The 19453-nt window shown below is 70.8% G+C and carries 19 protein-coding genes and 2 pseudogenes; 10 read left to right on the top strand and 11 right to left on the bottom strand.

Translation table 11 applies throughout. The features are described 5' to 3' along the window. Positions 1 to 109 precede the first annotated feature (109 nt). Together ACVW19_RS27970 and ACVW19_RS27965 are read right to left on the bottom strand one after the other, a co-directional pair. Complete coding sequence (locus ACVW19_RS27970) at positions 110 to 1438, bottom strand: MFS transporter (RefSeq protein WP_457462781.1); 1329 nt, start codon at positions 1436 to 1438, stop codon at positions 110 to 112. Positions 1439 to 1727: 289 nt separating this feature from the next. After that, on the bottom strand, positions 1728 to 2519 hold the full coding sequence (locus tag ACVW19_RS27965; RefSeq protein ID WP_457462779.1) for an IclR family transcriptional regulator: 792 nt from the start codon (positions 2517 to 2519) through the stop codon (positions 1728 to 1730). A gap of 130 nt (positions 2520 to 2649) precedes the next feature. On the opposite strand from ACVW19_RS27965, the gene ACVW19_RS27960 reads away from it, so the two are divergent. From ACVW19_RS27960 to ACVW19_RS27945, 4 genes are all read left to right on the top strand, one after another. Further along, the gene (locus ACVW19_RS27960) at positions 2650 to 3276 is read left to right on the top strand and encodes a hypothetical protein (RefSeq protein ID WP_457462778.1); all 627 of its coding nucleotides are present in this window, start codon (positions 2650 to 2652) and stop codon (positions 3274 to 3276) included. A gap of 58 nt (positions 3277 to 3334) precedes the next feature. Further along, positions 3335 to 3757 carry an acyl-CoA thioesterase gene (locus tag ACVW19_RS27955; protein ID WP_457462776.1) on the top strand — a complete coding sequence of 141 codons (423 nt, stop codon included), beginning with the start codon at positions 3335 to 3337 and terminating at the stop codon, positions 3755 to 3757. Between the two features lie 311 nt (positions 3758 to 4068). Further along, positions 4069 to 4953 (top strand): lysozyme, encoded by an 885-nt coding sequence (locus tag ACVW19_RS27950; protein WP_457462775.1) that lies wholly within the window; start codon positions 4069 to 4071, stop codon positions 4951 to 4953. Positions 4954 to 5084: 131 nt separating this feature from the next. After that, the gene (locus ACVW19_RS27945) at positions 5085 to 5786 is read left to right on the top strand and encodes a peptidoglycan recognition protein family protein (RefSeq protein ID WP_457462773.1); all 702 of its coding nucleotides are present in this window, start codon (positions 5085 to 5087) and stop codon (positions 5784 to 5786) included. Between the two features lie 15 nt (positions 5787 to 5801). Here ACVW19_RS27945 and ACVW19_RS27940 read toward each other — a convergent pair whose 3' ends face one another. The 7 genes from ACVW19_RS27940 to ACVW19_RS27910 all read right to left on the bottom strand — a co-directional run bounded on the left by ACVW19_RS27940 (position 5802) and on the right by ACVW19_RS27910 (position 10098). Next, positions 5802 to 7226 (bottom strand): 8-oxoguanine deaminase, encoded by a 1425-nt coding sequence (locus tag ACVW19_RS27940; protein WP_457462772.1) that lies wholly within the window; start codon positions 7224 to 7226, stop codon positions 5802 to 5804. Positions 7227 to 7252: 26 nt separating this feature from the next. After that, a complete protein-coding gene (pucL, locus tag ACVW19_RS27935; RefSeq protein ID WP_457462771.1) occupies positions 7253 to 8188 on the bottom strand; it encodes a factor-independent urate hydroxylase in 936 nt (311 codons plus the stop codon). A 4-nt stretch (positions 8189 to 8192) separates the two neighbouring features. After that, entirely contained in the window at positions 8193 to 8603 is a 411-nt protein-coding gene (uraH, locus tag ACVW19_RS27930) for a hydroxyisourate hydrolase (RefSeq protein ID WP_457462770.1), read from the bottom strand. Between the two features lie 14 nt (positions 8604 to 8617). Continuing rightward, positions 8618 to 9127, bottom strand: coding sequence for a 2-oxo-4-hydroxy-4-carboxy-5-ureidoimidazoline decarboxylase (uraD, locus tag ACVW19_RS27925; protein WP_457462768.1), 510 nt, complete (start codon positions 9125 to 9127; stop codon positions 8618 to 8620). Between the two features lie 154 nt (positions 9128 to 9281). After that, entirely contained in the window at positions 9282 to 9650 is a 369-nt protein-coding gene (locus ACVW19_RS27920) for a helix-turn-helix domain-containing protein (protein ID WP_457462766.1), read from the bottom strand. Next, on the bottom strand, positions 9647 to 9898 hold the full coding sequence (locus ACVW19_RS27915) for a hypothetical protein (RefSeq protein WP_457462764.1): 252 nt from the start codon (positions 9896 to 9898) through the stop codon (positions 9647 to 9649). Before ACVW19_RS27915 ends, ACVW19_RS27920 begins: the two co-directional genes overlap by 4 nt. A 38-nt stretch (positions 9899 to 9936) precedes the next feature. Beyond that, positions 9937 to 10098, bottom strand: coding sequence for a hypothetical protein (locus ACVW19_RS27910; RefSeq protein ID WP_457462762.1), 162 nt, complete (start codon positions 10096 to 10098; stop codon positions 9937 to 9939). Positions 10099 to 10543: 445 nt separating this feature from the next. On the opposite strand from ACVW19_RS27910, the gene ACVW19_RS27905 reads away from it, so the two are divergent. The 3 genes and pseudogenes from ACVW19_RS27905 to ACVW19_RS27895 form a co-directional block, all read left to right on the top strand. Beyond that, positions 10544 to 11926 carry an APC family permease gene (locus tag ACVW19_RS27905; RefSeq protein WP_457462761.1) on the top strand — a complete coding sequence of 461 codons (1383 nt, stop codon included), beginning with the start codon at positions 10544 to 10546 and terminating at the stop codon, positions 11924 to 11926. 373 nt (positions 11927 to 12299) lie between these two features. Continuing rightward, the gene (locus ACVW19_RS27900) at positions 12300 to 13382 is read left to right on the top strand and encodes a TerC family protein (RefSeq protein WP_457462759.1); all 1083 of its coding nucleotides are present in this window, start codon (positions 12300 to 12302) and stop codon (positions 13380 to 13382) included. A 99-nt stretch (positions 13383 to 13481) separates the two neighbouring features. Further along, positions 13482 to 13700, top strand: a pseudogene (locus ACVW19_RS27895) (class I SAM-dependent methyltransferase); the annotation flags it as partial. A gap of 45 nt (positions 13701 to 13745) precedes the next feature. On the opposite strand, the gene ACVW19_RS27890 reads toward ACVW19_RS27895, so the two are convergent. Both ACVW19_RS27890 and ACVW19_RS27885 read right to left on the bottom strand, forming a co-directional pair. Then, positions 13746 to 15323 carry a DUF6056 family protein gene (locus tag ACVW19_RS27890; protein WP_457462758.1) on the bottom strand — a complete coding sequence of 526 codons (1578 nt, stop codon included), beginning with the start codon at positions 15321 to 15323 and terminating at the stop codon, positions 13746 to 13748. Between the two features lie 6 nt (positions 15324 to 15329). Next, positions 15330 to 16817 (bottom strand): glycosyltransferase, encoded by a 1488-nt coding sequence (locus tag ACVW19_RS27885; RefSeq protein ID WP_457462756.1) that lies wholly within the window; start codon positions 16815 to 16817, stop codon positions 15330 to 15332. Positions 16818 to 17216: 399 nt separating this feature from the next. Between ACVW19_RS27885 and ACVW19_RS27880 the strand changes: the two are divergent. The 3 genes and pseudogenes from ACVW19_RS27880 to ACVW19_RS27870 all read left to right on the top strand — a co-directional run. Next, a pseudogene (locus ACVW19_RS27880) lies at positions 17217 to 17339 on the top strand (CoA-transferase); the annotation flags it as partial. A gap of 200 nt (positions 17340 to 17539) precedes the next feature. Then, positions 17540 to 18397, top strand: coding sequence for a TIM barrel protein (locus ACVW19_RS27875; protein ID WP_457462755.1), 858 nt, complete (start codon positions 17540 to 17542; stop codon positions 18395 to 18397). Between the two features lie 66 nt (positions 18398 to 18463). Continuing rightward, a complete protein-coding gene (locus tag ACVW19_RS27870; RefSeq protein ID WP_457462753.1) occupies positions 18464 to 19357 on the top strand; it encodes a 2-hydroxy-3-oxopropionate reductase in 894 nt (297 codons plus the stop codon). Positions 19358 to 19453: the final 96 nt, after the last annotated feature.

Here is a 19453-nt window from a genome sequence, read left to right as displayed (position 1 = left end):
GCTTCCCGTACGGTCCGGCCGGGTCGCCGTCGGTGAGACTCCTCCCACCTGACGAGGACGCCCCGCCTCCTGCTGGAGACGGGGCGTCGCGGCGCTTCACGGCGGGGCGTCAGGCCCGGCGGTGGGGGATGGCGAGGAGGGCCGCGGCGCTCAGGGCGGCGGCTGCGGCGAAGACGTAGAAGACCGTGGTCGGGCCGAGAGAGGCCGTCAGGATCCAGCCGCCGAGCAGCGGCGCCACGATCGCGCCGCCGCGCCCGAAGCCCGAGACGTAGCCGAGTGCCGTGGCCCGGATCGAGGCCGGGTAGCTGGACGCCACCCAGTCGTTGAGCACGGTCAGGGCCGAATGGGCACCGACACCGGCGAGCGCGGTCAGACAGAGGACGACTACGGTGTTGCCGCCCCACGTCAGGCCGACGACGGCGACCGCGGAGAGCGCCGCACTGCCGATGGTGACGAAGCGCGGGCCGACCCGGTCGGCGACGGCGGCGATGGCGAACGAGCCGATCACGGCACCCAGATTGAGCACGAGCGTGAACTGCAGCGCCGAGCCGAGCGGGTAGTCCATCTCGCGCATCAGCTGGGTCAGCCAGGTGTTCAGGCCGTACCAGGACAGGAGCACCGCGAAGTTGGCGACGACGAACAGCACGGTGGTGCGGGCGCGGCCGTCCGACAGCACGGAACGGGCCGGCGAGAGGTTCTTCCCCTCGGCCGCGAGGCCGCCGGACGCGAGGCCGCCGCCGGACTCGGGGCCATTGACGGACGCCGTCGAGGGGGTGGCTCCGGGGCCGGGGGCGTCGGCCGCTCCGGGCCGCGAGTCCGGCAGCAGGGCGTACACGCCGGCGAACACCAGCGTCGACAGTGCCGCGCCGACACCGAACAGGCCGCGCCAACCGAGGGTCTCGCCCCAGGCGGCGGCGGTGAGCGCGGCGAGCACACCGCCGACCGGAACGCCCGCGAGGACGATGGTCGCCACCAGCGCGGAGCGGCCGCGCGGCGCGTACTCCTTCGCCAGGGCCACGCAGGACGGCATCACACCGCCCATGCCGATGCCGGCGAGCAGCCGGAAGAGACCGAACTGCCAGGGCGCGGCGGCGACGGCACAGCCGACGGTGAACAGGGTGAAGATCACTCCCGACGCCAGCACGAGCCGACGCCTGCCGAAACGGTCGGCGAGGGGCCCGCAGACGATGGCGCCGATGAGCATGCCCAGATAGACGAGGCTGCCGAGAGTTCCGGCGAGGGACTTGTCGAGGCCCAGATTCGAGTCGGCGAGCATCGACGGCATCGCCACGCCGTAGACGATGAGGTCGAAACCCTCGACCGTGATCGCCGCCGTACACAGGGCGACGACCGCACGGGTCAGGGCGCGGGTACGCCGGTCCGTCGGGGCTGGAGCGGGGACTCGGGCGGAGGCGGGAGCTTGAACATCGGTGGTCATGCGGCCACGTCCTGTCGCGGAGAGGTGGGGGGGGAAGGGAGCCGGGCGGGCCGCGAGGCGGAGCACCGACACGGTGGGCGGCTCCGCAGACCCCGGTGTCCTTCCGGCGACAAGCGAATGACCCATCGGTGACCAGAATGGAAGCAGCTCTGTTACGCAGAGAGCAATAAAACTGTCCAGTAATTCCGCTCTGCGGCACAGGGGAGAGCGCCCCTTTGCACCACGGGCCTGCCGCCGTACCATGCTCCCCCGCTCCGGCCGTGTGCGTACGCGGACACCGGCCGCCGGCTCAGAGTGCCGCCTCCATGCGGCGCACCGCCTCCCCGAGCACAGCGGCCGCGTCACCGAGGCGGGCGCGGGTGAAGCGCAGTGAAGGGGCCGAGACGATCATCGCCGCCACGGCGCGGCCGCCCGGCTCCCGCACGGCGGCGCCCACCGCGGAGATGCCGCGCTCGGTGCCCCCGATATTGACGGCGTAGCCCCGCCTGCGGACGGTCGCGAGCATGCGGTGCAGTGTCTCGGGGTCGGTGTCCGCCTGCGCCGCGTGCCGGGTGCCGTAGATGTCGGCGAGCTCGGAGACGCCCAGGTCGGCGAGGAGCGCCTTGCCGCCGGCGGAGAGGTGCGCGGGCAGATTCACGCCGACGCGGCTGCCGACACGCAGTGCGTGCGTCCCCTCGATGCTGTGCAGGACGCGCGACTCGGCCCCGGCCCGGACCGCCAGGTGCACCGTCTCACCGAGCTGTCCGTTGAGCCACAGCATGTGCGGCCGGGCGGTTTCCACGAGGTCGTACTCGGAGCGCTGGGAGACCCCCAGACGGTAGAGCGTGGGGCCGGGCCGGTACACCTTGTCGGCGCCCTGCACCGCGAAGCCGCGCCCGCGCAGGGTGGAGAGCAGCCGATGGGCCGTGGAACGGGCCACACCCAGCTCGCCGGCGGCCTCGCTCAGCCGCACGCGCCCCTGCTTGCGGAGCAGGAGCAGCAGGGAGAGGGCGTTCTCCACGGATTCCAGGCCCTGCGCGGGCTTGCCGCCCGCGCTCCGCGGTTCCGCTCCGGACTGCGACGTACGATCTGAGTTCTCCACAGCGGAATCCTACGACCGGCTCATGGAGCGGCACGCATCGCGCCGAGGCTCCGGACGCCGGGAGTGTCAGTGCTCGGTCGTACTCTTCGAGAGATCGCAAAGGGATGGTCGGGGATCGGGGGGGGCTGTGGTGACGAGAGCGTTGAGTGCGGGGCTGCGGCGGGTCATCGAGGGTGCCGATCCGGTGACCGGGCGCCTGAAGGGGACGGAGGCGCAGTTTGCCGCGCTGGTGAGGCGTGGGCTTGCCTTCCGGCACCCGCGGGCGCCGCACCACCACTTCCTGACGCCCGCGGGGCATCGGACACGGGACACGGAGGCGCAGGCCGAGCCCGCACCCGAGCCCGCCGCCACCGGGGTGTTCGCGGCACGGGTCGGTGGTGAGCACACGGCTCCCGGGACCGGGCCGGCTCGGCTCCGGGAGGTGCGCGGTGCCTGGCAGGGCATGCTGGAGCTGCGCAGGATGACCAACCCCGACGGTGCCACCGACCGGCCGTGCGGCTGGGAGCGCGCACATCTGGTGCAGGCCGCCGCGCTCGCCCTGGAGGCCGCCGGACACGATCCGGCCGTCGGGGACACCGAGGGCGGCTACCGGGTGCGGGAGACCCCGCAGCCGGAGGCGGTCGCCGTGTACGAGCCGGACGGCGCGGCGCTGCGGGCCTGCGCCGGCACGCTCGAGCGGGCCGGCTGGCAGGTCGGGGAGTACACGGAGCCGAGGACGCGGGCACGGTACCTGCTGGCCTCCCCGCGCCGGGTGTGAGGGGCGTGCCAGGATCGGTGGTCAGGGCAACGAGTCGAGCAGGTCTGAAGGGGATGCAGTGAGCGAGCCGTTTTCCGTCCGGGTGACCGTGCGCGGATACGAGACCGATGTGCAGGGCCACCTCAACCAGGCCGTGTACCTCAACTACGCGGAGCACGCGCGCTGGTCGCTGCTCCAGGAGGCCGGGATCACGCAGTCCGGTCTCATCGGACAGGGTGTGGGACCGGTCGCCCTGGAGACCACCATCCGCTACAAGCGGGAGCTGCTCGCCGGTGACGAGGTCGACGTGAGCTGCGCCTTCACCTGGGGCACCGGCAAGACGTTCCGCATCGAGCAGACCATCACCAAGGCGGACGGCACGGTCGCCGCCGAGATCACGGCGGTCGGCGGCGTACTGGACCTCAAGCAGCGCAAACTGGTGCCGAGCCCGCAGGACATCTTCCGGAAACTGGCCGAGGATCCGGGCGTGTTCGGGCTGTAGGGCAGCGTCGGCGCACGGGGCGGTACCCCGCTCGCCCCGTGCATCCGGCCGCCACGCCCAGGCCGCTTTCGCTCTCACCGCGTTTTCACGGCATGAAAGTTTCCGCCGTCAGGACGGCGATCCCCCAGGCCACCCGAACCTCCAGTGGACCAGACCTCCAGAGGCGGCCGTGAGGGCTTTACACGCGTAGAACCCCCGTGCCTAACTGATGACGCGCGCACGTCAAAACACGGAACAGCACGGCTCTGCCCAGGTGGCACCGGCCGACGCCACCTCCTCCTCTCATCCCCACATGCGTACCGGAGGCAGTCATGTTCTCGTTCCCCAGCCGTTCGACCGGCACCCGCAGACGGGCGACCACGGCGCTCGGCGTCCTCGTCTCGGCTCTCGCACTGACGGCGACCACCGCGGCCGGCGCCGCCGCCGCGCCCCAGCCCGACAAGGACCGCGTCAAGGTCAAGCCGGGCCAGGCGTACATGGGCGTGGGCGCCCAGGTCCACGACGACGTCCCCGCGGAACCGCCGTCGATGGGCACCATGGCCCCGACCGACGGCGTCCAGGGCATCGACGTCTCGCACTGGCAGGGCGCCATCACCTGGACCTCGGTGCGCAACGCCGGCATCCAGTTCGCCTGGATCAAGGCGACCGAGGGCACCAGTTACAAGGACGCTCGGTTCAACACCAACTACCCGGCCGCACACGGTGCCGGCGTGATCCGCGGCGCGTACCACTTCGCACGCCCCGACATCTCCAACGGTGCGATCCAGGCGAACTACTTCGCCTCCAACGGCGGCGGCTGGTCGCGGGACAACCTGACCCTGCCGGGTGTACTGGACATCGAGCACAACCCCTACGGGGCCATGTGCTACGGCCTGTCCACCACACAGATGCGCACCTGGATCAACGACTTCTACACCACCTACAAGTCCCGCACCGGCCGTGACGCGGTGATCTACACGACGTCCGGGTGGTGGAACACCTGCACCGGCAACTGGACCGGCATGTCCGGCAAGAGCCCGCTGTGGGTGGCCCACTGGACCTCGGCGTCGTCCCCGACCATCCCGAGCGGTTTCCCGACCTGGACGGTGTGGCAGTACACCAGCACCGGCTCGGTCAGCGGTGTCTCGGGCAACGTGGACCGCAACCAGTTCAACGGTTCACGCGACCGGCTCCTGGCCCTCGCCAACAACACTTGATCGGCACCCGCTTCGGCACCGGCAGGGGACACCCCCTCGCCGCTCCCCCAGCACGCGATCACGCGGTGGAGCCGACGGCCGACCCCGTCGGCTCCTCCGTTTCCCCCCACCGTCTCCCCCGAGGAGCGATCGTGAACGCCGAGAACGCGCTCCGGCGCCGCCTCCTGCTCGCCGGTGCGGCCGGCCTGGCCGCCGCCACCGCCACCCTGCCGGGCATCGCCCACGCACAGAGCACCGGCGCCGCCCGGGCGCGGGGCGCCGGTGGCGCGAAGGCCGCCGACGCCGTCGAGCCGGACATCGACAACACCCGTGCCTGGGGCGCCCGCTCACCGCGCGGAAGCATCAGCCGGCTGGCGTACCGGCCGAGCCGGATCATCGTCCACCACACGGTGAGCGCCAACACCTCCGACTTCTCCCGCGCCCAGGCCCACTCCCACGCCCACTGGGTCCAGGACCTGCACATGGACAAGAACGGATGGGTCGACACCGGTTACCACTTCCTGGTCAGCCGGGGCGGCTGGATCACCGAGGGGCGGCACGGCAGCCTCCAGGCCCTCACCGGCGGGAGCGGTTTCGTCCTCGGCGCCCACACCTCCGGGCAGAACGACCAGGCCGTCGGGATCGCCAACGAGGGCGCCTACCACGCGGGCGCCACACCTCCGCAGGCGCAGTGGGAGGTCCTGGTCGCCCTGTGCGCGTACACCTGCGCGCGCTACGGCATCCCCGCCACGCGGCTCTACGGTCACAAGGACTACGGCGACACCCTCTGCCCCGGGGTGTTCCACGACATGCTGCCCCGGTTGCGCGACGAGGTCGGGACGGCTCTGGCGTAGCCGTCCGGCCCGTGCTCAGGCTTGAGCGGTGATCCGGGCCAGTCGCCGGGCCTGTGCGCGGGTGGAGCGGGCGATCTCGTCCTCGTCGGCCGTGCGGAGCCGGCCGTCCTCCACGACCTGACGGCCGTTCACGAACGACGCGGTGACCGGGGCCGCCGCGCCGAGGACCAGCGCGGCCACCGGGTCGGCGATGGAGGAGTGGGCGAGGGTGTCCATCCGCCACAGCACCAGGTCGGCGAGCTTGCCCGGCTCCAGCGAGCCGATCTCGGTGGCACGACCCAGTACTCGGGCGCCTCCGTAGGTGCCCAGACGCAGCGCCTGACGGGCCGTCAGGGCCGCTTCGCGGTGCGGGCCGAGGCGGCCCACGAGCAGGGCGTTGCGCAGTTCGGTGTGCAGTTCGCCGGACTCGTTGGACGCCGTGCCGTCCACGCCGAGGCCGACCGGGACGCCGGCTGCCAGCAGGTCGGGGACGCGCGCGATGCCCGCGGCGAGGCGGGCGTTGGAGGAGGGGCAGTGGGCGACGCCCGTGCCCGTACGGGCGAAGGCGGCGATGTCGGAGTCGTTCATGTGGACGCAGTGCGCCATCCACACGTCCTCGCCGAGCCAGCCGGTGGACTCGAAGTAGTCGGTCGGGCCCGTGCCGAACCGTTCGTGGCAGAACTTCTCCTCCTCCACCGTCTCCGAGCCGTGGGTGTGCAGACGTACGCCGAGTCCGCGGGCCGACTCCGCTGACCGCCGCATCAGTTCGGTGGAGACGGAGAACGGTGAGCAGGGCGCGACGGCGACCTGGGTCATGGCGCCGAAGGAGGTGTCGTGGTGCCGGCGGACGGTGTCCTCGGTCGCGGCGAGGGCGTCCTCCAGGGTCTCCACGGCGAAGTCCGGGGGCAGTCCGCCGTCCTTCTCACCGAGGTCCATGGAGCCGCGGGCGAGGGTGAAGCGCACCCCCATGTCGCGGGCGGCGCGGATGAGGGTGCCGGACAGGTCGCCGGTGCCCCGCGGGAAGACGTAGTGGTGGTCCATGGCGGTGGTGACGCCGCCGCGGACCATCATCGCGAGGGACCCCCGGGCCGCCGCGTCCACCATCGGCTCGTCGATGCGCGCCCAGGTCGGGTAGAGCGCGACGAGCCAGTCGAACAGGTTGTGGTCGGTGGCCAGGCCCCGGGTGAGCCACTGGTAGAAGTGGTGGTGGGTGTTGACCAGGCCGGGGGTCGCCAGATGCCCGGTGGCGTCGATACGGCGGACGACGTTCTCCAGGCCGTCGGGCGCCCTGCCCGCGCCGAGGGACTCGATGCGGTGGCCGGCGAGGACGAGGTGTCCGGAGGCGTACTCGGTGTCCTGCGCGTCGACGGTCGCGATCGCGCAGTTCTCGATGACGACGCGTTCGGTGACGACACGTGCGGTGGCGACGCGTTCGGTGGCGGTGTGCTGGTCCGGTGTCATGATGCGTCCGTTCGTCCCTTCTTCCCTCAGAGGTTGGTGAGGTCCGCCGGTATCAGCGCCTCACAGCCGTTCCGCAGGATCGTGGCCTCTATCAGACCGTAGGGGCGGTCGGCGGCGAGGTAGACGGCGCCGTCCTCGCTGCCGTTCTCGAGGCCGAAGGGTTCCAGGTCCACCTGGAAGTGGTGGCTGTTGGGGAGGGAGAAGCGGACCTCGTCTATCTCGTCGCGGTGGTCGATGATCCGCGCGCCCATCTGGTACATCGTCTGCTGCAGGGACAGGGAGTAGGTCTCGGCGAAGGCCTGGAGCATGTGCTGCTTCGTCCGCTCGTAGGACGTCTCCCAGTCGGGCGTCGGCTGCTCGTCGTCGGTCCAGTTGAACCGCCAGCGGGCGGCGACCGAGGTGGCGAGGACACGGTCGTGGGTCTCCTTCAGCGTCGTGTACTCGTCCTTGACGTAGCCCCAGAACTCGGAGTCTGTGGAGTTCAGCACCGTCAGGTCCTTCAGACCCGAGACGATCTCCCACCGCTCGCCGTCGTAGGTGACCTGTGCCAGCCGCGTCTCCTGGCCCTTGCGGACGAAGGAGTGCTCGCCCTCGTGGGCGTCGGAGGTGACGATCCGTTCCCAGGCGTACTCCTCGACGCGGATGCGGGCCCGGTGGATGGGCTCCTGCGAGGTGACGAAGTGCCGGGCGAGGTGGATGCCGAACTGCTCGGCGGACTCGATGCCGTGCTCCTTGGCGAACGCGAACACGGTGTTCTTGGTGGTGTCGGTCGGCAGGACGTTGGCGTTGGAGCCGGAGTAGTGGACCTCCTCCATGTCGCCGGACAGGGCGACGGAGACGTTCAGGTCCTTGATGTGGTGGGTGGCGCCGTTCCGCGTGATCCTGACGACCCGGTTCTCGGCCTTGCCGTACTGGTTCTGGCCCAAAACCGCGGGGCGGGCGGGGCGGGAGGTGTCGGGCATCTCGCTAGCTCCCTCGGTATACGGAGTAGCCGAACGGGTTGAGCAGCAGCGGTACGTGGTAGTGCTCGCCCGGTACGACGGCGAACGTGATCGCCACCTCCGGGAAGAACACCCCGGCGCCGCCGTCCCGGTTCGCGGGGACGTCCTGCCGCGCCTCGGCCCGCCGGTCGGTGAAGTACGGTTCCACGGCGAAGTCGAGCCGTACGTGGGTGGTTCCCTCCGGCGGCGCCGGGAGGTCCTTGCACCGCCCGTCCGCGTCGGTCGCGGAGCCGCCGAGCTCCTGCCAGGGCGCCTGACGGCCGGAGCGGGCAAAGAGGTGGACGGCGACGCCCCGGGCGGGGCGGCCGACGCTGGTGTCCAGGATGTGCGTGGACACGGAGGCGGTGGACACGGAGGCGGTGGTGTCGGTGCTCATCCCTGCGTCAGTCCTCAGTCCTCGTCGACGAGTCGGGCCAGACGGATGCGGTTGATCTTCCCCAGTTCGGTGCGGACGATCTCGCGCTCCCGCTCCGGCGTGTTGCCCATGCGCTCGGTCAGCGCGTCGCGCAGCTGCTCGCCGGTCCGGCCGGTGGCGCAGATGAGGAACACCTGGCCGAACCTCTCCTGATAGGCCAGGTTCAGTTCGAGCATCTCCGCCTTGAGCCGGTCCGTCGCGGCGGTCATGCCGCTCTGCTCCCGCGCCGAGGCCGGGTCGCCGGGCTCGGGCCTGCCGATCGGCGGGTGCCCGGCCATCGCCTCCTGGAGGTCCGCCGCGCTCAGCCCGCTCATGGCGGCGTCGGAGGCGGCGTACAGGTCGTCGGCGGTGGCGTAGGGCCGGTCGGCGAGCAGTCTGCGGGCCCACGCCGTGGAGGCACACGCCTCATGGAGGGCGGCGAGGGCCGCCGGCTCCTCCAACGCGTTGAAGCGGGCCAGGCCCGGCGGCGTGGCAGTGGACGTCACGGTGGCCTCCCCGGCCGCGAGCGGCCTCGGTGCTGAACGGGCGTGCCGACAGCTAACGCCGCCGCGGACCGTCACGTCAACAGTTTGTTGAAAACTGGCGGACGGCCACCACGCCACGCAGCACCGGAAGCGGTTCGTACGCCCTGGTCAGGGCTCAGGAGCCCTTCTCGCGGTTGAGGTAGTTGTAGACGGTGAACCGGCTGACGCCGAGCGCGCTCGCCACGGTCTCCACGCCGTGCCGTACGGCGAAGGCACCGCGCGCCTCCAGGCTCCGTACGATCTCCTGCTTGGCCCTGCGGTCCAGATCGGCGAGGGGCCCGCCCTGCCGGCGTTCCAGGGCGGCGAGGATGTGGTCGAGGGAGTCGGCGAACTGGGGCAGGCGCACGGCGACGGCGTCGACCCCCTCCCAGACGAGTACGACGTCGTCGGGACCGGCCTCGTCGGGCGGGAGCAGCCGCCCGCCCATGGCGTCGACGAGTGGCTTGACGGCCGCGATGAACGACTCGTCCGCCGCGCCGCTCATTGCTCGCCCTCCGCGATCACGTTGACCTGGAGCGAGATCCGGGTGGCACCCGCCTCCAGGGACCGGCGCAGCAGGGCGTCGACGGCGGTGAGCACCGCGTCCGCACCACCCTCCGCGGTGTTCCCGAACGGCCCGACGTCCACCGAGTCCAGCTCGGCCGCCTCCACGACCTCCCGGGCCGCCACCGCGTGCGCGGGCGCCTCGTCCAGGTCGAAGGGCTCGGTCGTGAACTCCACTCTCAATCGCACTGCGCCCCCATGACATCGTCTCCGACCTGCTCGTTCCCTCAGTCCCCCGGCTGAGAGAGCCCCTTCGGGGCGCATTCTCCCGTCAGGGCACCGAACGCCTGGTCCACCGCCACCCTGATCCGTTCCTCCGGCTCGGGGAAGAGGTGGCCGTAGACGTTCAGGGTCATCGCAGCGCCGGTGCGCCCCAGTCGCTCCGGCACGACCTTAACGGACTCCCCTGCGGCGATCAGCAGGGACGCGTAGGCATGCCGTGGGGCATGGGACCCGGTGTGAGCCGTACTGGGATTCATGGCGTCCGCAGCGTCGGACACGGCCTGGACCCGTGCATGCTGCACGGGCTGCCACGGCACGCCTGCCGATGACGAAGGACCGGCTCCTGCTGCCTTCCGTTCCAGTGCTCGTCGCAACACCCCAGCCCAGGGGATGCGATGGACTTCAGGATCCGGGAGCTCCGGACGGTGGTTCAAGGGCCCAGCTCAACGACGCCCGAAGGCGTGAGCTGAACTCTCGCCGGCGCGATGTGGGCCAGAACCCGAAGCCGTGGGCACGGTCCTGACTCCGATTGCAGTACGCCGAGGAATCACTCACCGGCCTGCCGGGCAGGCAAGACGTTGTTCACAGCAGAAAGCCTCAGGGGGAGCCCTCGTGTCCACAGCCGGAAGCGATGCCGCGGTTTCACCGGGGAGGGGGGACGACACCCCGCTGCGGCGTGCCATCGGCCCCCGGCTGCTGATCCTGTTCGTGATCGGCGACATCCTCGGTACCGGCATCTACGCCACCACCGGTCAGGTCGCCGGCAAGGTCGGCGGGGCGCTGTGGCTGCCGTTCGTCATCGGGTTCGTCGTGGCCATCCTGACCGCGGCCTCGTACGTCGAACTCGTCACCAAGTACCCGAAGGCGGCCGGCGCCGCGCTCTACACCCAGAAGGCGTTCAAGGTCCCGTTCCTCACCTTCATCATCGCCTTCATGGTCATGTGCTCGGGCCTTTCCTCCGCCAGTGCGGCGGCCCGCGCCTTCAGCGGCGACTACCTCGCCGAGTTCACGGACTTCCTCCCGCCCACCCTCGTCGCGATCCTGTTCATCCTCGCCCTGGCGGCCCTGAACCTGCGGGGCGTGTCGGAGTCCGTGAAGACCAATGTGGTCCTCACCCTGGTCGAGCTGACCGGCCTGCTCGTCATCCTCACGATCGGCGCCTGGGCGGTCCTGACCGGTGACGGCGAACCCTCCCGGCTCGGCGAGTTCCAGGCGGAGGGCACCGGTTACGCACTGATCACCAGCGTGCTGGGGGCGACGGCCCTCGGCTTCTTCGCCTTCGTGGGCTTCGAGGACTCCGTCAACATGGCCGAGGAGACCAAGGACCCGGTGCGTACGTTCCCGCGCGCCATCTTCACCGGCGTCGCCGTCACCGGCACCGTCTACGTCCTGGTCGCCCTGGTCACCTCGCTGCTCGTCGACTACCGCGTGCTGGAGGACTCCAGTGGCCCGCTGCTGGAGGTCGTCAAGGCCGGCGGCATCGACTTCCCACCCAAGCTGTTCGCGCTGATCGCCCTGTTCGCCGTCACCAACTCGGCCCTGATCAACATCATGATGGCGTCCCGCCTCTGCTACGGCATGGCCAACGAACGCGTCCTGCCCCGCGGCATGGGCCGTGTCCTCCCCCGGCGCCGCACCCCGGTCGCCGGCATCGTCTTCGTCTCGCTCCTCGCCATCGGCCTGGTCTCCACCGGGGAGATCGCGGGTCTCGGCGACACCACGGCCTTCCTGCTCCTGTGTGTCTTCGCCGTCGTCAACATCGCGGTCCTCGTCCTGCGCCGCGACCGCGTCGAGCACGAGCACTTCCGCACACCGACCGCCCTGCCGGTGCTCGGCGCGATCACCGCCCTGGTCCTGGCCAGCCCGCTGTCCGACCGGCCCGCCGACGTCTACATCAGGGCGGGCGTGCTGCTGGCCATCGGAATCGGGCTGTGGGCGCTCAACAAGACGGTGATGAAAGTACGTGGCGAGACGGGAGCCGCACCGTCTCCCTGACGAGGTGGAACATCCGAGCAGCCGGGGCAAGCCCAGGAAAGCCCCTCCTCGGCGGCCGGCCTCGTCTCCCGGGCCTTCCACCCCTCGCCCTCCTCCCACCGGGCACCGCACCCGCCGCACGCAGTCTCACCTTCACCACCAGCGGCCTGCACGACCCCCTCGACGCCACCGGACGCTGTTGGTCGATTCGGAGGCCGGCCCTTCTCGGCCCTGCCAGGCTTCGGCTCGGCGGGGCCGAGTGCTGCGTCAGCGGTGCTCGACGTACGAGCGCCCGGTTCGCTTCCGGCGCGCGAGTCGCCCGGTGCGACGGAATGCCGGAAACTCCTGTATGAGGGTCTGCGTATCGGCGCGGGCCGCGAAGAGGGTGACCGACGTGCTCGAGGTCCCGCTCTGGTTGTGGGGAGCGTTCGCCGCGACCGTGGTGGTGTCGCTGACGGTGGACCTGCTGGCTCATCGCACCGCGCACGTCATCGGCGTCAAGGAGGCCGCCGCCTGGAGCGCCGTGTGGGTGGGTCTCGCTCTGGTCTTCGCCGCTGTCGTCTTCCTCGTCCTCGGCACGACGGCCGGCACCGAGTACACCACCGCGTGGTTGCTGGAGAAGAGCCTGTCGGTGGACAACCTGTTCGTCTTCGCGGTGATCTTCGCCTACTTCAAGGTGCCCCGTGCCTACCAGCACCGGGTCCTGTTCTTCGGCGTGATGGGCGCCCTGGTCTTCCGCGGGATCTTCCTCTCCCTCGGTGTCGCCGTGGTCAGTCGCTTCACCGCGGTGCTGTTCGCCTTCGCCGCGGTTCTCTTCTACAGCACCTACAAGCTCCTCAAGGACGAGGAGGACAGCTTCGACCCCGGCAAGAGCCTCGCCCTGCGGATGCTCCGCAAGGTCATCCCGGTGCGGGACGAGTACGCCGGCGCAAGGTTCTTCGTCAAGGAGGCCGGCAAACGCGTGGCCACCCCACTCCTCGCGGTGGTCGCCGCGATCGAGGCGGCCGACCTGATCTTCGCCGTCGACAGCGTTCCCGCCGTCCTCGCCGTCAGCGACGACGCCTTCATCGTCTACACCAGCAACGCGTTCGCCATCCTGGGCCTGCGCGCACTGTACTTCCTGCTCGCGGACCTGCTGGACCGCTTCCACTACCTGCACATGGGGCTCGCGGTCATCCTGGCCTTCATCGGCGTCAAGCTGATTCTCCAGGCGTCCCACAAGTTGATCAGTCCGAGCATTCCGGAGATCCCCTCACCGATCAGCCTCGCGGTCATCGTGGTCGTCCTGGCCGCCTCCGTCGCCCTCAGCCTGCTGCGACCCGCTCCACCCCGTCCGGCTCCCGCCGTCCAGGAGGAGAAGGCGGCCCCAGGACCAGACACGGCTGCCAGGAATCCGGGGCCCGTCAGCCCTCCGCACGCAGGGCCGGAGCAGCGGGACGATCCCCCCGACGGACGCACCGGTCACACCGGACAGTGACTGAGCACCGTCTTCGTCGAGGCGTGACAGGGGCGGCCGGGCAGCAGCAGATCCTCGATGCCCTGCCACCCGCGCCACGTCCTTGGCTTCGACGACCTGTACGGCATCGACATCTCGCCGGACATCCTGATCGCCGCCGAGAAAACCCTCGTCGAACCCGGGCTCCAGGAAAAGCTGCCGCACCTGACGCTCACCGGCGACCTCACCCTGGACTTCCTGCCCGGCGACCACTTCGACGTCGTGCACGCGCACAGCGTCTTCTCCCACTCGCCGCTGGAGGTGATCGAGGAGTGCCTCGCCCACGTCAACCGCGTCCTGACCGTCGATGCCTGTGCGTCAGCGGTGAAGGAAGAAGGGGCGCGCTCAGCCAGGTTGCGCGTCGGACGGACCGGTGTGGCGCGGGGGCCGGGTGGCGTCGGTGACGCGATCGATCCGGTAGTAGTCGGCGACGCACCCTCCGGGCCAGTAGGAGCGTCCCTGCCGACTGAACGGCTCCAGCATCTGGCTGACCACGAGTCGCTCGTACGGGAGAACCCTGGCACCGGAACTCGCACCCGCGCGCAGCCGCCGGTCCTGGGCATCCCACTTCTCCGCCCGCGCGCGCATGTTCGCGTCGAGGTCGAGCAGGGAGACCGCCGGGCCGAAGCAGACCAGGACGCAGAGCACCGCGCACGCGGCCTGCAGGGGGCCGGTCTGCCGCGCACGCTGCCGGGCCGCCATGCTCAGCAGCGCCCCGGCTCCGACGAGCAGGGCCACGTACACCAAGAGGTAGTCGTTCCAGAGCCGGTTGGCACTGGGATCACTTACCCGATCCCGGAAGACCGGGTAGGTGATGACCGTGCAGAGGTAGCCGGACACGAGGAGCGCCGCCACTCCGGCACAGGCCGTCACAGGCCAGTGGGTGGGCGGGCCTGGCGGGCTCCCGTCCGGGCGTCGGCACAACAGGCCCAGGAGCACTCCCACCGCGACCGCCCCGACGTACTGCCAGGTGGTGACGACGGTGTGGGCGATCTCCGCGAACCCGCGCAGCGAGGCGGCGAGCGACTCCGGCGCGACCAAGGACGTCGTCCCCGCACCGAACCGGTCCCGCCGGGCGTTCGAGCCGGGTGAGGTGATCAGGACAAGAACCCCAGCCGCGATCCCGGCGATGCCCGTTGCGCACCAGAGGCGGAGGAAGTGCCGGGAGGGACCGGCGGCGGCACGGCCGCTGAGAAGGAGGACGGTGACCAGCAGCACCGTCACGACGATCGCGGTCTCCTCCGACAGAGTACCGATGGCCGGACCGGCGAACAGGGCGACGGCGAGGGCCGCGCCCCTGCCCCGGCGCGAGCGCCCCATCAGGAACGGGAGCAGCGCGGCGCAGGCCACCACCGGCGGCATCGTGTGCGAGACCGACGCTGCGGGCCAGTAGAACGTCTTGTACGTGTTGGGTGTGACGAACAGGAAGAGGGCGGTCGCCATGGCCGCGACCAGCAGCGGCAGCCCGCGCGGCACTGCGATCCCGGCCCGCCGCAGCGCGAGGACCGTCACCGCCCACAGCACTGCGAGCGTCAGCACGCCGCTGACCAGACCGAACCATTGGTGGCCCGCGACCTGGAACTTCGCGTAGGCACCGACCAGCACCGCGTTGGCGACCCGCCCGTTGTCGTCGAAGTAGAACCGGCTGATGAGGCCCGTGATGCCGTCGTCCCGCACTGCCGGCAGGAAGCACCAGTCGTCCGCGCCCGGCCGGACCGACCGCCCGAACCACGCGGCCGCGGCGAGCAGGGCGAGGGGCGGGAGGGAGAGGGCGGTCACCCAGAGCGAGGTCCGCGCGCGCGGCCGGGAGCCGTGCTCCGGCCGTCCCGGCATGCCCCGCGGGTCGTGCGGGTCGTGCGGGTCGTGCTGCCGCGTGGCGTCCGGCCGGTCCGGGGCCGCGGATTCCGGTGCGCTGTCGGACATCCGTGCTCACCGGTCCACGGAGGACTGGAGAGGGCGGTCGGCGACCGGCTTGCCCACCGGCCGTTCCGGCGGCCGGGCGATCGCCCCGGCCGGAGCGGAGGCTTCGCGGCGGCCCGACATGATCGCCCACCGGGCCAGCAGGAAGGAGACGGGGGTGACGAGGACACCGGCGACGAGGGCAGCCAGGTTCTTGTCCATGCCGAGACCGCTGACCGCCCCGTAGAGCAGCGCTCCCGATGCCACGAGATTGGCGAGGCTCGACACGGGATAGCGCACGAACGCGTGCCACGTCGGCCTCGTCCGGCAGGTGACGTACGAGTTGAGCAGGAACGAGCACACGATGCTGACCGCATATCCGAAGCCATGGGCGACCAGGTAGAAAACCCATGGGTTCAGGACGGCGTAGACACCGAGATAGACGGCTGTGTTCACACACCCCACCAGGACGAAACTGCCGAACTGGTGCGCGGTGCGGACCCGGGCGGAGACAAACCCGATCCGGGGGGAGACAAGCTCGATCAGTTCCGATGTGACCGGATGCGGAGGGCGGTTCGGCAGCACCGGACAGTTCTCGTCGGTCTCCCGCACCACGTACAGCGGACGGCGCTTCGCCTCGTGATAGATGCGCCCCACGTATTCGCCGATGACCCCGAGGGTGACCAGTTGGATACCGCTGAGGGCCACCACCGCGGTGAGCAGGGTGGCGTAGCCCGGCGTGTCGGCGCCGTGCAGCACGACGGTCACGACGGTCCACACCGCGTAGGCCAGTGCCGACAGGAAGACCCAGAGTCCTGTGTAGATGGCCAGGCGGAGCGGACGGTTGTTGAAGGAGAGGAGCCCGTCGATGCCGTAGTTCAACAGCCGCCTGCTCCCCCATTTCGACCGGCCGGCGACGCGTTCGCTGTTCCGGTAGCGGAAGCTGACCGTGTCGAAGCCGATCCAGGAGAAGATCCCCTTCGAGAAGCGGTTGCTCTCCGGCAGGGACAGGACGCTCTCCACCGCCCGCCGGGACAGCAGCCGGAAGTCACCCGATCCGTCGAGGAGCTCCACGTCCACGCACCGGCGCACGACCGCGTAGTAGGCGTGGCTGAGTATGCTGCGGACCACGCCCTCGCCCGAGCGGTCGCGACGCGGGATGACCTGGTCGTATCCGTGCCGGTGCAGTTCGAGCATGCGGGGGATGAGCCCGGGCGGGTGCTGGAGGTCGGCGTCCATGATCACCACAGCGGCGCCCCGCGCCATGCGGAGACCGGCGAGCATGGCGGCCTCCTTGCCGAAGTTCCGGCTGAACGCCGTGTAGTGGATCCGCTCGTCCTGCGCGGCGAAGGCGTTGAGCAGCAGCCGGGTGCGGTCGAGACTGCCGTCGTCCACGTAACAGATCTCGAAGGTTTCTCCGAGCCCTTCCAGGACGGCGATCAGAGCCGCGTGGAAAGACCCGATGCCCTCGGCCTCGTTGAAGCAGGGCACGACGACCGACAGCTGAAGGCCGGTCACGCGACACCTCCGGTACATCCTCGGACTCGGACCTGCGATCTCGTATCGCTCCGTTTCACAACAGTGGCCCATCCAACGGTGAGGTCCTCCTCTTGGCGCTCCGACGCGCGAGCCGCCGCCCCCTTTCACACGAACGGTGCACGGGCAGTGCCCAGGATCGGCAGAGTGCCGGCGCGACGAGCCTCGGTCAGGTACGGCACCGGCCACATGCTGCGTGAGGGCGCCCAGCAGATCTGGGGCCCCTGCCGTCACAAGGCCGGTGACGAGTGCACCGTCGGCCGCGAGGTCGAGCACGTCGGGAACAGCTCGATCACCTGCACCTGGGCCGTCATCGGCCCGACCGGCACCGGTCCCCCAGGCACTGCGGGAACGTCTCGCTCCGGCCGCGGGGGTGGCGTGATGGACAAGGTCGTGGCCGCGGTCGCCGACATCCACTCCGGCAGCACCCCCGCGGTGGGCGGCTTCGGGCTGTGCGGCATCCCGGCGGTGCTGATCCGAGCCCTGCTGGAAGCCGGCGTCGACGAGCGAGGAGGTCAGGGCCAGACCGAACCCACGGTACTCGAGGCTGCGCCGGCAGGCTGAACACCGCTTGAACCGCCCCGCCGTTGGGGGGTGGCCTGGATCAGGGCCGCGCGCCCCCTCTTGACAGCCCTCCAGATCCACCGGCAATCTTTCATTGAGCAGAAAACGGTTTCCACTATACGGAAAGGAGCGCGACCCCGATGCCAGGTGTCGAGTGGAGTACAGCCACAGCGCAGCGCTTCGACGTCAACCTGTCGATCCTCTTCACCGAACTCCCGCTCCTGGAGCGCCCCGCGGCCGCCGCCGCGGCCGGCTTCACCGCGGTCGAGCTGTGGTGGCCCTGGGTCGACTCGCCCGCACCCGAGCGGTCCGAACTGGACGGTCTGCGGAAGGCGATCGAGGACGCGGGTGTCCGGCTCACGGGCCTGAACCTCTACGCCGGGCAGCTGCCCGGCCCGGACCGCGGCGCCCTGTCGATCCCGGGCGAGGAGTCGGAGCGGTTCCGTACCAACGTCGAGGTCGCCGCGGGCTTCGCCGAGTCCCTCGGCTGCACGGCCCTCAACGCGCTGTACGGCAACCGCGTCGACGGCGTGGATCCCGCCGAACAGGACGCGCTCGCCCTGGAGAACCTCGCCCTCGCCGCCCGCGCGGCCCACCGGATCGGCGCGATCCTGCTGATCGAGGCGCTGAACCGGCCCGAGTCGCCGCGGTACCCGCTGGTGTCGGCGGCGGCGGCGGTGCAGGTCGTCGACGCGGTGAACGCGGCCACGGGGCTGGGCAACGCCCGGTTCCTGATGGACCTGTACCACCTGTCCATGAACGGTGAGGACCTGCCCGCGGTGATCGAGCGGTATGCCGCGCGGACCGGTCATGTGCAGATCGCCGACAGCCCCGGCCGTGGTGCCCCCGGCACCGGCTCGCTCCCGCTGGCGGACCTCCTCGGACGGCTGCGGAAGGCGGGCTACGCGGGCTGGGTCGGCCTGGAGTACAAACCCGGCGACCGGCCGAGCGCCGAGGCCTTCGACTGGCTGCCGGCCGAGGCCCGCGCTCCCCGCTGAGCGGCGGGTAGCCCCGCTGAGCAGTGGACGCCCGCAGACACCGCAGAGCGAAAGAGAGGCCCCCGCATGAGCACCGACCTTCCCAAGGTTTCCTGGATCGGCCTCGGCATCATGGGCTCCCCCATGTCCGAGAACCTGATCAAGGCGGGCTACGACGTCACCGGCCACACCCTGGAGCAGGAGAAGCTGGACCGGTTGGCCGCCGCGGGCGGCACCGCCGCCTCCTCCGTCGCCGAGGCGGTCCGCGACGCGGACGTGATCATCACCATGGTGCCCGCGTCCCCCCAGGTGGAGGCTGTCGCCTACGGACCCGACGGCATCCTGGAGAACGCCCGGCCCGGTGCCCTGCTGATCGACATGTCCTCGATCACCCCGCAGACCTCGGTCGACCTGGCCGCCGCCGCGAGGGGCAAGGACATCCGGGTGCTCGACGCCCCGGTGTCCGGCGGCGAGGCGGGCGCCGTCGAGGCGGTGCTGTCCATCATGGTCGGCGGTGAACAGGCCGACTTCGACCGGGCGAAGCCGCTCTTCGACGTACTCGGCAGGACGGTCGTGCGGTGCGGACCGCACGGTTCCGGTCAGACCGTGAAGGCCGCCAACCAGCTGATCGTCGCCGTCAACATCCAGGCGTGCGCCGAGGCCGTGGTCTTCCTGGAGAAGTCCGGCGTGGACCTGACGGCCGCGCTGGACGTCCTGAACGGCGGTCTCGCGGGCTCCACCGTACTGACCCGCAAGAAGGACAACCTCCTCGCCCGTGACTTCACGCCCGGCTTCCGCATCGACCTGCACCACAAGGACATGGGCATCGTCACCGACGCCGCCCGCACCGTCGGGGCGGCCCTGCCCGTCGGCGCGGTGGTCGCCCAACTGGTCGCGAGCCTGCGCGCGCAGGGCGACGGCGGCCTGGACCACTCCGCGCTGCTGCGCGCGGTGGAGCGGCTGTCCGGTGCCCAGGTCTGAGGTCTGACCCGCGTACGGCCGCCGACGGGGGTGAGGCCGTACGCGCGGCCCGCGGGGTCTTCCCCGCGGGCGGGCGAGGGCGCCGCGGCGGCGTGC

This window comes from Streptomyces sp. TE5632 (assembly GCF_054061295.1).
This window is presented reverse-complemented; position numbering and strand designations above follow the sequence as displayed.

Excerpts from the sequence above, each read along its gene's own strand:
- ACVW19_RS27970 (WP_457462781.1), bottom strand. The coding sequence starts at position 1,438 with ATGACCACCGATGTTCAAGCTCCCGCCTCCGCCCGAGTCCCCGCTCCA.
- ACVW19_RS27950 (WP_457462775.1), top strand. The coding sequence starts at position 4,069 with ATGTTCTCGTTCCCCAGCCGTTCGACCGGCACCCGCAGACGGGCGACC.
- ACVW19_RS27940 (WP_457462772.1), bottom strand. The coding sequence starts at position 7,226 with ATGACACCGGACCAGCACACCGCCACCGAACGCGTCGCCACCGCACGT.
- pucL (WP_457462771.1), bottom strand. The coding sequence starts at position 8,188 with ATGCCCGACACCTCCCGCCCCGCCCGCCCCGCGGTTTTGGGCCAGAAC.
- uraH (WP_457462770.1), bottom strand. The coding sequence starts at position 8,603 with ATGAGCACCGACACCACCGCCTCCGTGTCCACCGCCTCCGTGTCCACG.
- ACVW19_RS27920 (WP_457462766.1), bottom strand. The coding sequence starts at position 9,650 with ATGAGCGGCGCGGCGGACGAGTCGTTCATCGCGGCCGTCAAGCCACTC.
- ACVW19_RS27890 (WP_457462758.1), bottom strand. The coding sequence starts at position 15,323 with ATGTCCGACAGCGCACCGGAATCCGCGGCCCCGGACCGGCCGGACGCC.
- ACVW19_RS27875 (WP_457462755.1), top strand. The coding sequence starts at position 17,540 with ATGCCAGGTGTCGAGTGGAGTACAGCCACAGCGCAGCGCTTCGACGTC.
- ACVW19_RS27870 (WP_457462753.1), top strand. The coding sequence starts at position 18,464 with ATGAGCACCGACCTTCCCAAGGTTTCCTGGATCGGCCTCGGCATCATG.